Here is a 12,244-nt window from a genome sequence, read left to right as displayed (position 1 = left end):
ATTATTTGTTATACCCACAGATGATCCAAATATAATATTACAGAAATGCCTGGAAAGATTTATATTAAGCTAATCCTAATCCCAATCATCTGCGAAATCTGCAAAAATCAGCGTAAGACTTTTAAGCTGTTTTTAGACAAAAAATCAACTCCAATTTTTTATATTTGAATACAATAATCAGCGATGAACGAAATTTTCAAACAGCAGGTCTGGGAAATCACCAGACTCATTCCCAAAGGCCGGGTGACCAGTTATGGTACGATTGCCAAAGCCGTCGGTTTTCCGAATCATTCGCGCCACGTCGGAAAAGCCATGGGCGGGTGTCCGGAAGATGTTCCGGCACACCGGGTAATCTCGAGCTCCGGTACGCTTTCCATTCCGGAATTTCAGAAAAGACTGGAGGCAGAGGGAATTGTGGTGGAAAACGGAAAGATTAAAAATTTTAAAACCCTGTTCTGGAATCCGTTGGAAGAATTGTAAGGAGTTATTTACAGTTCAGCATATAAAAATTATGGCCGGGCCTGTTTTTCAGCAGGAATACCCTGACGCCTCAGTTTTGGATATAAATGATACGCTGTGAAAAAAACTTCTGTTTTCCGCACTTTTCTTGCTGACCGTCTGCTTTTTTAAATCATAAATAGATGATAATTTCTATAAGCCGAATCCCTTTATGAGAAAGGTTTTGAGAGTTATTCGAAAGCTTCCCTTTCCAAAGATTTTTTCGAATGTTCCGGGAAGCATCTAAGCCATGATGGATCATTCCGGAAGAATACTTCATCTGTTGAAAAGATTTTAGATAAATAGAAATATAGAAATCCCGGCAGAGCAAAGCTCCGCCGGGATTTCTATAAATAGGGGTAATTTATTTTTCCAATTGCTTATAACTTCTCTGGATGAAGTCGGTAAGCTCTTTTCCTTTCAGTAAGTTCTGGGAAAGCTTGGCAAGATCCAGTGCATGCTTGATAAGGCCTGTTTTTTCTTCGGCATCTTCCGTTTTCAGGATCTGCCCTGCAAAATCGCTGTTGGAGTTTACCACCAGGTTATACATTTCCGGGAAACCGCCCATGCCGAACATTCCGCCGCCGGTTGCCTGCATGTCTTTCATTCTTCTCATGAACTCAGGCTGGGTAATGGTGAACGGCGCGTCGCTGCTCTCCAGGTCTTCAAGCTGAACCGTGAACTTACCGTCACCGATAGATTCTTCCACATTTTTCTTCAGGGATTCTTTTTCAGTTTCATTCAATTTGGAAATCACCGGCTCGTCCTTTTTAATCAGGTTGTTGATATGATCGGCATCCACTCTGGCAAAAGAGATGTTGTCTTTTGATGTTTCCAGTTTCTGGATTACGTGAGGGATAATCGGCGAATCCATCAGAAGAACTTCATAGCCTTTGTCTTTCGCAGCCTGGATATAAGAATGCTGTTCATCGGCATTGGAAGCATAAAGAACAACCAGTTTCCCGTCTTTATCCGTCTGGTTCGGCTTGATCTTCTCTTCCAGTTCATTCCAAAGGAAATATTTCCCGTCGGTCGTCGGATATAACGTAAACTTATCGGCTTTTTCAGCAAATTTTTCCTCCGTTACGATTCCGTATTCGATCACGACTTTAATATCATTCCATTTCTTTTCGTAATCTTCACGGTTTTCATTGATCAGGGAAGCCATTTTATCGGCTACCTTTTTTGTGATGTACGATGAAATTTTCTTCACGGCACCGTCAGCCTGCAGATAAGAACGGGAAACATTCAACGGGATATCCGGAGAATCAATGACTCCGCGAAGCAGCATCAGGAAATCCGGAACGATGCCTTTCACTTCATCCGTTACGAAAACCTGGTTCTGGTACAGCTGGATTTTGTCTTTTTCAATATTTAAATTGTTGCTCAGTTTCGGGAAGAATAAAACCCCGGTTAAATTGAACGGATAATCAACATTCAAATGGATGTTGAACAGAGGCTCTTCAAACTGCATCGGATAAAGCTCGTGATAGAACTTCATGTAATCCTCATTTGTAAGCTCGCTTGGTGCAATCGTCCAGGCCGGAGTAGGGTTGTTGATGATGTTGTCTACCTCTTCCGTTTCAGCTACCGCATCCTCAGGGGCATCTTCCGGTAAAGGCAACGTATGCGTTTTGGTTCCGAATTTAATCGGTACCGGCATAAACTTGTTGTATTTCAGCAGCAACTCACGGATTTTGCTTTCTTCAAGGAATTCGGTAGAATCTTCTGCGATGTAGAGGATAATTTCAGTTCCTCTTTCAGACTTGTTTGCGGTTTCTTCCAAAGTAAACTCCGGGCTTCCGTCGCAGATCCACCGTACCGCCGGCTCGTCTTTATAGGATTTCGTTACGATTTCCACTTTCTCAGCCACCATAAAGGCGGAGTAGAACCCAAGCCCGAAATGTCCGATAATCCCTGAATCTTTTGCCGTATCCTTGTATTTCTCCAAAAACTCCTCAGCTCCTGAAAAAGCAACCTGGTTGATGTATTTTTCAACCTCTTCCCCAGTCATCCCGATTCCCTGGTCGATAATCGTAAGTGTCTTATTTTCTTTATCGATTTTCACTTCGATCTTAGGACTTCCGTATTCAACTTTGGCTTCGCCGATGCTGGTTAAGTGCTTTAATTTTAAAGTGGCATCCGTGGCATTGGAAATTAATTCTCTTAAAAAGATTTCGTGGTCGCTGTAAAGAAATTTTTTAATTAGCGGAAAAATATTTTCCACCGATACATTAATATTTCCTTTAGTCATAATAATTTTTGTTTTTTAATTTCCTTTGGTTTCACAAAAAAAGGACCGTTTAAAATAAACTGACATTTTGACATTTTTTAACATAATATGAATTTGTCAGGGAAATAACTTATTTTTAATCTTTAAAATTTTATATCATAATGAATTTGAAATATTCAGTTTTTATGCTGTTCGTCATGACGTGTTTCATGTACGGGCAGAAAAAGCCGCTGGATCATTCCGTATATGACGGTTGGCAGAACATCGGGGCGAGAAAAATATCAAACGACGGAAAATGGATTGCTTATTCCGTGGACGTTCAGGAAGGAGACGCCAATCTCTTTTTTTATTCGGTTAAGAACAGGAATGCTAAAAAGTTCCCGAGAGGCGTACGGCCCGAATTTACGGCCGATTCGAGGTTTGCCGTTTTCCAGATCCGCCCGTTTTACAAAGACATCAAAGCCGTAAAAGATAAAAAGCTCAAGCAGAATAAGCTCACGAAAGATACTTTGGCGATTGTTGATTTTGCAGGCGGCAAAACGGAAAAGATTCCGAATGTCAAAGGATATAAAATTCCGGAAAAAGCAGGTTCCCATATTGCTTATCTGCTGGAAAACCTGAAAGATAAATCTTCGGATGATGCTGAAAAGGAAGGCGATGATAAAAATGAAGATGATAAAAGCAGCAAGCCGTTACAGCTGGCGGTACGAAACCTGGCGGACGGAAAAACCATCACTTACAATGATGTGGTCCGTTATGAATTCAGCAAAAACGGAAAGCAGCTGGTTTTCGTTACCAAAAAGCAGGAAGAGAAAATCAGTAAAAATAAAGAAGAGAAAAAAGATTCTGCCAACGTGAACCCGGCAGATAAAAAGAGCACTGGTAAGTCCAAACCGAAGAAGTATCCTTTGGAAGCCGTACAGATCGTTGACCTTGAAACGGGAGCCGTGAGCAAAATCTCGGAAATGGAAGGCGATTTCTCCCAATTGGCTTTTGATGAAGCAGGAGGCCAGCTGGCATTTGTAGGAACGGCTTCTGCACAGAATGACCTGGTAAAACAATATCAGCTGTATTATTTTAATGTTAAACAGAAAAAGCAGGAAGCGCTAACCAATGAGCATTCCCGGATGAAAAAGAATTGGGTGATTTCCGAAAACCGTTTACCCGTATTCAGCAAGAACGGGAAACAGCTGTATTTTGGGGTTGCCCCGGAACCGGTGGCCAAAGATACGGCCCTGATCGCCAACGACCACGCCGTGGTGGATATCTGGAATTACAAAGACGATTACCTGCAGACGGTGCAGCTGAAAGAACTGAAAAACGATCTTAAAAAATCCTATGCGGCCGTTATGCAGACAGAAAAACCGGATTTCTTCGTCAACATCGACGGAGAAGATCTGGATACCTTGCGGCTGGTGAATGAAGGAAACGCAGAATTCGTATTGGGAAGCAGCAGCTTAAACAACCGGATCGCTTCGCAATGGGAAGGCGGAACCAAAAAGACCTATTATATTATTGATAACAAAACAGGAGAGCGGACGGAGATTGTAAGAAACCTGAACGGTTCGGCAGCACCGTCCCCTCTTGGAAAATTCATTGTTATTTTCGACCGCGAAAAAGGGCAGTGGCTGAGCTACAATGTGGAAACAAAAAAGACTACACCGCTGACGACAGGGTTATCCGTTTCATTCGTAGACGAAGAATTTGATATGCCCGACTTTCCCGTGGCTTATGGGATTGCATCCTGGACGGAGAATGATGAATCGGTGATTATCCGGGACCGCTACGACCTTTGGGAGTTTTTCCTCAACGGTTCAAAGAAGCCCAGGAATATGACCAATGGTTTCGGCCGTAAAAATAAAATCACGTTTGAAACCTACGATTTAGACAAAGACATCAAAAGCCTGAACCGTAAATCTCCGGTCTATTTATCGGCATTTGACAACACCACGAAAGCCAACGGTATTTTTAAAACTTCAATCCGGTCGAATTCTGATCCTGTAAAAGTGAAAATGGAAGAGGTCTGGGGCTACCGCAGCCTTCAGAAAGCCAAAAATGCGGATGAATATATTCTGGTAAAAGAGTCTTACACCCAGTCACCTGATATTTTTGCTGCCTCTGATTTTTCGGTACAGCAGAAACTGAGCAGTACCAATCCGCAGCAGGCCCTTTACAATTGGGGAACGGGTGAACTGGTTCACTGGACGACTCCCAAAGGAAACACTTCTGCAGGCCTTCTCTACAAACCCGAAAATTTCGATCCCGCTAAAAAATACCCGATGATCGTCTATTTCTATGAAAAACTTTCGGACAACCTGAACCGTTACGTGGCCCCTGCCCCGACGCCTTCCAGATTGAACATCTCGTATTTCGTAAGCAACGGCTACCTGGTGTTTACTCCGGATATTTCATATACCGACGGCCAGCCGGGAGAATCTGCGATGGAATACATTAATTCCGGGGTAGAGCAGCTAAAGCAGAATCCGTGGGTAGACGGGACGAAAATAGGAATCCAGGGACAGAGCTGGGGCGGTTACCAGGTTGCATATCTGATCGCCCATACGGATAAGTATGCAGCAGCATGGACGGGGGCCCCGGTAGTCAATATGACGTCTGCTTATGGCGGGATCCGCTGGTCTTCCGGAATGAACCGGCAATTCCAGTACGAAAAATCACAGAGCCGTTTGGGAAAAACCCTTTGGGAAGCACCGGACCTTTATATTAAAAATTCACCGTTGTTTGCCATGGACCAGGTGAAAACGCCGGTGGTTATCATGAGCAATGATAAGGATGGCGCTGTGCCGTGGTACCAGGGTATTGAAATGTTTACCGCTTTACGCCGTCTAGGAAAGCCGGCCTGGCTCCTGAATTATAACGGCGACGACCATAACCTGATCAAGCGCCAGAACCGGAAAGATATCCAGATCCGCGAACAGCAGTTCTTCGATTATTATCTAAAGGGTGCAAAAGCTCCGGTTTGGATGACCAAAGGGGTTCCGGCAACCCAAAAAGGAAAAGACTGGGGGTTTGAACTAACCGACGAAAAACCCTAGTGAATAATGTATAAAACAAACCCGGCGGAGCAAAAGCTCCGCCGGGTTTTTATTTAATACCTCTCAGAAATTACTGTTTTTTATTCGCAATTTCTTCTTTGATTTTATTTTCCAGTTCTTCTGCAAGCTCAGGATTGTCTTTTAATACGTCTTTTACAGCGTCACGGCCCTGTCCGAGCTTCGTTTCCTCATAGCTGAACCATGAACCGCTTTTCTTTACGATCCCCTGTTCTACGGCCTGATCCAGGATTTCTCCCGTTTTGGAAACCCCTTCTCCGTACATAATGTCGAATTCAGCCATTTTAAAAGGTGGTGCTACTTTATTTTTCACGATTTTCACCTTCACACGGCTTCCGATTGCCTCATCACCATTTTTAATAGGTGCACTTGCCTTTCTGATGTCTACCCTTACCGAAGCATAGAATTTCAAAGCATTACCACCGGTAGTCGTTTCCGGGTTCCCGAACATCACACCGATTTTCTCTCTCAGCTGGTTGATGAAGATGACCGTACACTTGGTTCTGTTGATCGTAGCGGTAAGCTTTCTCAATGCCTGTGACATCAATCTAGCATGAAGACCCATTTTGGAATCTCCCATTTCCCCTTCGATTTCCGCTTTTGGCGTAAGGGCCGCTACGGAGTCAATGACCACGATATCGATCGCTCCCGAACGGATTAGGTTATCGGCAATTTCCAGTGCCTGTTCTCCGTTGTCCGGCTGTGAAATGATCAGGTTTTCAAGGTCGATGCCCAGTTTTCCGGCGTACCCTCTGTCAAACGCATGTTCCGCATCGATAAATGCTGCGATTCCGCCGGCTTTTTGAGCTTCGGCAATAGCATGAAGCGTTAAAGTCGTTTTACCGGAAGATTCAGGCCCGTAGATCTCAATAATCCGTCCTCTCGGATAGCCACCCACTCCAAGAGCGATATCTAATCCTAAGGATCCTGAAGGGATCACTTCGATGTTCGTGTCGATAACACTGTCACCCAATGTCATTACCGTTCCTTTTCCGTATGTTTTATCTAGTTTGTCCAGCACCAAAGCCAGTGCTTTTTTCTTGTCGTCTATATTACTCATCTGTTGTTTAAATAATTAATCAAAAATACGAAAATTTAACATTAAAAACTAATAATATCTACCACGCGGACCTGTTTTTATAGTTAAAAAAAATATAAAATTCTGTGATCTCTCAACGGTATTCCGGATTGCTTTTTTAAGGAGCTTTTTCGCGCTTTCCGCTGCAATCTTTTTCTTCAAAAAAGGATTTCCGCTGCAATCCCGGCTAGGGCATTGACGGGTAAATGATAACGAAGGTATGGGTACACTTTTATTGGTTGCGATTGCCGAAATTTAATGGCAAATGTTGTCATTTCTGTAAGAGGCCTTATACATAGTTCTGATGAACGCCACTTCGGGTAGATTTTGAAAAAATTGTATTGAGAAACTGTTGATCGGAACGCTGTGTCTGATCTTCCTAATCTCTCTTATACTGCGATAAAAGCAGGGTTTGGTATAACTGATTGATTAGATCAATAAGAAATTTTCAGGGTCCGATTTAAATAATAAGTTATAAATGTAAAATAGAAATCTGATGAATAGATTATAATAAGAATTTAGAGACTGCAATCAATGAAAATTGGAATCCTGCATAATGTGATGGTAATCACTCAGCACCTTCATCTGCGACTGGTTTCCTTTCCTGATTCTCACTTCCCGACTTACGGCTCTTTCATATATCTTTGTAATAGTCCGTTTTACCAGCGGAAATGCTTTTCGGTTAGCTACTTCAGGAATCTGTAGTCTTTTGCAGACTTCATCGTCGAGCAAAAACCATGTGCAACAAATGTGAAGATAGCGGAGGTTTTTTCTCTGGAACTGGTATTTTAATGCAGGGTTAATCAGGGATTCGTTGAGAAGGGAATGGGCCAGCAAAACAGAATCATCGTCCGCAGGAGGCTGATTGGAAGTCCACAGGTAAAAGTATTGGGTTGCCTCCTGTTTATTATTAGGTAAAAGATGTTCAGGAATGCCAAGCAGATAGCCAACATATTTCCAAAGATGAAACATGCCTTTTTCCTCTTCTCCGGAAATGTTGGCACCCAATTTATGCAGGCTGTGCATGAAAACCAGGCTGAAGCCGATGTAAGTGGCCATCATATCCCATGAGTTGATCGGCTCACCCCAGTTTTCGGTATCCCAGTCTTTATAGTGTTTTTTAATGGAAAGCCTGGCGTACGAATGGATAAGCCGGGTTTTAATGGCAAATTCGTATCCTTTCCGGTGAATCTCCAGTGCATCATATCGGGTTACATTTACCCAGAAATCCAGGGTTTCGGAAAGACGTTTCACCGCGCCTTTTTTGAGGGCCTCGGTCGCAATAAGCGGCTTGTTGAGGTAAGCATAGTCATAACCTCCCATCAGGCAGTAATCCCGGAGGGAAATCAGTGCATCGAGATTGCTTCTCATACAGAGTTCAGCGCCTTTTTTAATAAGCTCGTAATCCAGCCAGCCGGGAATGCTCTGGGTCTGACTGAAAAGCTGCTTTATACTTTCGGGCACATCGTCCCGGTCGGAAACGCCGCTGCGGATATAGCCTTCCATTTCTTTTGACGCTTCATGAAAATTCTTTTTGAAATAAATATCTTTTACAACCTGATCCCCAACTTCATCCACATGGTAGAAGTAAGGAGAAAACTGTTCAAAATGATCAAAGCTCACCTCTGCTCCTGAAAAATCCAGCAGCATTTTTCCATTCCCTGTGGTCCAGAAATTTTTGAAATGTACCGAATCCTTAAAACGCGGCTGTAAAATATTGCTTTCCATTGGAATAAATTTACAAGTTTTACGCCGCAACGACAAATGGTGAATAGGGAATTGTCAATTTTTAACAATAACAAACAGAAAGACATCAATTTACCATTCACTGCGGAGCAAATTCACTATTAACCTTTAAAGTCAGTCTGTGTTTTTGGCTGAAATATTTCTGTGACGGTTATTGTTTGTAAAAAACAGAATTTTAATTAAATTCACGATTCACTGCGAAGCAGATTCACCATTACCTCCCTAGATCAGCCCGCATTCAAAAGCTTTTCTCAACAGTTCCTTGCTGTTCCTGGAATTGGTTTTGGCTAAAATATTCTTGCGGTGGGTGCGTACAGTGTGTTCCGAAATAATGAGCATTTTTGAGATTTCCGGCCCTGAATATCCTTTGGCGATCAATGCCAGGATTTCATTTTCCCTTTTGGTTAAACTGATTTCGGAAGCAGGCTTTACAGGATCTTCAATCTTTATCTGATGGAAATCATTCCGTGGGCCGATGCCCGTGATCAGGACCGTATGGGGATTCTTTTTGGTGATATGTTGAATGTTGGTATGGATGTTAACGGATTGAATGAGATTTTTGTCTTCATCTTCCATTGTAAGGATTGCCTGATGATGGAACAGCTCGTAATCTCCGCTGGCAGTTTTCATCCTGAAACAATAGCTGGATTTCAGATAGAGCTGGCTTTCCCTGCCAATCTCAATGATTTTGTGTACTACCTGTTCTTCCGCTTTCATGATAAACGGGATGTCATCAGGATGGGTGAGATCAATGATATCCTTTAAGTTTTCAGGATAATCCTTTAATCCGTGAAGCTTTAAAAGGTTAGGGTGGTGGTTGGAGATGGTACTGTTTGTAAGATTCAGTACATAATAGTAAAATTCACCGACGGCGAACATTTCCCCGATGATCCGTTCAATAGGAGGAATATTGGCAATATGCCGGTTTTCTTTTCTGTTCTCCGAATAAGAATTCCAAATATCACTTAAAGCATGCTTTTTCTCAGGATTATCCATAAAAAATTATCATAACGAAATATAGTTAAGATTTTCTTAAAAAATACCATAAAAGGGCGATTTTTTTGTAGAGATAAAATGCTAAAATTTGTGTACGTCAATAACCATGAAAGCTCACTCTGAATTATATCTCATTCTGAACTGGTTCATCCGTTATGAAATACAACTTTTATATAGGCATAGAACTGTATGTCGAAAAAGTTTAGAATTTTCTGTTAGCTGTTTGAAAAGGATAAACTAGGAATCCTCTACAAAATGTAGAGGATTCGTTATTTGAAGCTTACTGTTTCCTGCGAATGCCGCTTTATTGTACTTTAAATTCTATTTTATTTTCTGTATTTACCTTTGACATTGGTGTAAATAAAGTACCTGTTACATTTGTCTGATCCTAAAAAGTCTATTCTTTCAGCTGTAATAAAAGAGTAGTTTCCTACCGTATTCAGTTTTACTTTAATTTCAAGTTCATATAATCCATTCGAAGCGTTATATACTAGGTTGAACCAATTATCAGCTCCATCCCTTTTACTACCTTTAATATATGTAACACTATTCTGATTAAATAATGCAGAGTTTCCAATAAGCCATGCTTGGGTGACACCAGTTTTTTGATGTAGATTTATCGGATTGCCGAAATAATTGTTTTCCGAAGGAATGAGTAATCTATAACTAATTTCTTCCCCTTGATTGTATACCTGTTTTAGCGGGGTTATTGTAATGAGATCGGGAATAGTTGCGGAACCTTCTGTGCCATCACAGACTTCGTCGCCTATATCCGGACAACTTTGCAGTATTGATAAAATCAGTACTGCAAAGAAGATTTTAAAATATTTAGTATCCATAATTTTGGAAAAGGGTGCTAATTTTAGATGATTGTGCAGGATAGGCAGACATTAAAGGATTCTTTAAGTCGGCTGCACTATTTACTGATGATGTAAGCCTGCTGAATACCGGGCCTAGATTATAAATACTTCCACTCTGTATACTTACCTCGTCAAGAACAGTATTTAAAACATTTCTATGGACAGACTGATCAGCTGTGCCGTTATTCCTTCCGGTGTCTAAAATGTCAACAATCAATCCATGAGAAAGCCAGCTCCATTCATCAGTTCTGGTTGCATTCATCGGTCTGTCGATTATACTGAATCCTTCCAATATGCCGTTTTACATTACTCATATGCTGTCGCGATAAGCCTGCATTGCTTCTTATAATGCTACTGCTGTAATAAGAGTTACTTACATAGAATTCGGTTACTATTCCAGTACAATCTGGGTGTGGACATCCGGTTTGTTGTTTTCATTTGAAGCTTTTGCAGATAAAAGATTGTTTTGTGACGACAATGATTCATCTTTTTCTTGAAGAATATCATTCTGGCAGCCTATAAGAGCCAGTAAAAAAAGAAAAATACTGATTGTTTTCTTCATGGTTGAAACTATATTTAAATTGTTAGTGTTCAGGTTATGTATTTAGTCGGGACGAATATAAATAATTTTAGTTGATAAAAAAGTTAAATTTTTATTAATCTGTTTCCTTTGTAAAAGAAATAAAAAGACCTTCCCGAAGGAAGGTCCTGTTATTTATTGCTGATTACTTATTATCAATTACAAAGAAGCAGCATGTACAAGCATATCCACTAACTTGTTGGAATAACCCATCTCGTTGTCATACCAAGAAACAAGTTTTACGAAGTTCGGGGAAAGCATGATTCCTGCATCTTTATCAAAGATCGAAGTTCTCTTATCTCCTACGAAGTCCTGAGAAACCACTGCATCTTCCGTATATCCTAAAATACCTTTCAATTCACCTTCGGAAGCCGCTTTGATTACGGCACAGATTTCTTCGTAAGAAGCTGATTTTTCAATTCTTACCGTTAAATCCACTACGGAAACGTCAACAGTCGGTACTCTGAAAGACATCCCTGTCAGTTTTCCGTTCAGGGAAGGGATTACTTTACCTACTGCTTTTGCAGCACCGGTAGAAGAAGGGATAATGTTGTTCAGGGCAGCTCTGCCTCCTCTCCAGTCTTTCATTGAAGGACCGTCAACCGTTTTCTGGGTTGCAGTGGTAGCGTGTACTGTCGTCATCAGACCTTCTACGATCCCGAAGTTATCATGGATTACTTTAGCCAAAGGCGCTAAACAGTTAGTTGTACAAGAAGCGTTTGATAAGATTTTGATATCGTCTGTAAGTTCATTGTGGTTTACCCCCATTACGAACATCGGCGTATCATCTTTAGAAGGTGCGGAAAGGATTACTTTCTTAGCCCCTGCATTGATGTGCTTTGCAGCATTGTCTTTATCTAAGAATAAACCTGTAGATTCAACGATATAGTCAGCTCCGATTTCGTTCCACTTCAGGTTGTTCGGATCTTTCTCAGCGGTTACCCTGATTTTTTTTCCGTTTACCACAAGGTCATTTCCTTCTACGGAAACTTCACCCGGGAAAACACCGTGTACAGAATCGTATTTAAGCATATAAGCCATGTATTCTGCATTGATCAGGTCATTGATACCTACTACTTCGATGTTATCTCTTTCAGTCATTGCTCTGAAAACAAGACGTCCGATTCTACCAAACCCGTTGATACCTACTTTAATTGTTGACATAATAGTTTGTTTTAAATT

Annotated in this window: 10 protein-coding genes; 2 read left to right on the top strand and 8 right to left on the bottom strand. The window is 41.4% G+C overall.

Annotated elements, in window-relative coordinates; translation table 11 throughout:
* Window positions 1-183 precede the first annotated feature (183 nt).
* The gene (locus FY557_RS02180; RefSeq protein ID WP_149245645.1) at window positions 184-480 is read left to right on the top strand and encodes an MGMT family protein; all 297 of its coding nucleotides are present in this window, start codon (window positions 184-186) and stop codon (window positions 478-480) included.
* Between the two features lie 382 nt (window positions 481-862).
* Here the strand turns inward: FY557_RS02180 and htpG are convergent, their stop codons facing one another.
* Window positions 863-2,752: a molecular chaperone HtpG gene (htpG, locus tag FY557_RS02175; RefSeq protein ID WP_149245644.1), complete on the bottom strand. Its 1,890-nt coding sequence runs from the start codon at window positions 2,750-2,752 to the stop codon at window positions 863-865.
* Between the two features lie 140 nt (window positions 2,753-2,892).
* Here htpG and FY557_RS02170 point away from each other — a divergent pair, with 140 nt between their 5' ends.
* The gene (locus FY557_RS02170; protein ID WP_149245643.1) at window positions 2,893-5,784 is read left to right on the top strand and encodes an alpha/beta hydrolase family protein; all 2,892 of its coding nucleotides are present in this window, start codon (window positions 2,893-2,895) and stop codon (window positions 5,782-5,784) included.
* 70 nt (window positions 5,785-5,854) lie between these two features.
* Here the strand turns inward: FY557_RS02170 and recA are convergent, their stop codons facing one another.
* The 7 genes from recA to gap form a co-directional block, all read right to left on the bottom strand.
* The gene (gene recA / locus FY557_RS02165) at window positions 5,855-6,862 is read right to left on the bottom strand and encodes a recombinase RecA (protein ID WP_146940905.1); all 1,008 of its coding nucleotides are present in this window, start codon (window positions 6,860-6,862) and stop codon (window positions 5,855-5,857) included.
* Between the two features lie 549 nt (window positions 6,863-7,411).
* Window positions 7,412-8,608 carry an oxygenase MpaB family protein gene (locus FY557_RS02160; protein WP_149245642.1) on the bottom strand — a complete coding sequence of 399 codons (1,197 nt, stop codon included), beginning with the start codon at window positions 8,606-8,608 and terminating at the stop codon, window positions 7,412-7,414.
* A gap of 240 nt (window positions 8,609-8,848) precedes the next feature.
* Window positions 8,849-9,622 carry a helix-turn-helix transcriptional regulator gene (locus FY557_RS02155; protein WP_149245641.1) on the bottom strand — a complete coding sequence of 258 codons (774 nt, stop codon included), beginning with the start codon at window positions 9,620-9,622 and terminating at the stop codon, window positions 8,849-8,851.
* A gap of 326 nt (window positions 9,623-9,948) precedes the next feature.
* A complete protein-coding gene (locus FY557_RS02150; protein ID WP_149245640.1) occupies window positions 9,949-10,461 on the bottom strand; it encodes a hypothetical protein in 513 nt (170 codons plus the stop codon).
* The gene (locus FY557_RS02145) at window positions 10,451-10,744 is read right to left on the bottom strand and encodes a hypothetical protein (RefSeq protein ID WP_149245639.1); all 294 of its coding nucleotides are present in this window, start codon (window positions 10,742-10,744) and stop codon (window positions 10,451-10,453) included. Before FY557_RS02145 ends, FY557_RS02150 begins: the two co-directional genes overlap by 11 nt.
* Before the next feature lie 129 nt (window positions 10,745-10,873).
* Entirely contained in the window at window positions 10,874-11,044 is a 171-nt protein-coding gene (locus FY557_RS20000; RefSeq protein WP_185151630.1) for a hypothetical protein, read from the bottom strand.
* Between the two features lie 177 nt (window positions 11,045-11,221).
* The gene (gene gap, locus FY557_RS02140; protein WP_149245638.1) at window positions 11,222-12,226 is read right to left on the bottom strand and encodes a type I glyceraldehyde-3-phosphate dehydrogenase; all 1,005 of its coding nucleotides are present in this window, start codon (window positions 12,224-12,226) and stop codon (window positions 11,222-11,224) included.
* Between the last annotated feature and the right edge of the window lie 18 nt (window positions 12,227-12,244).

The organism is Chryseobacterium sp. SN22 (assembly GCF_008329705.1).
Classification (GTDB): domain Bacteria; phylum Bacteroidota; class Bacteroidia; order Flavobacteriales; family Weeksellaceae; genus Chryseobacterium.
This window is presented reverse-complemented; position numbering and strand designations above follow the sequence as displayed.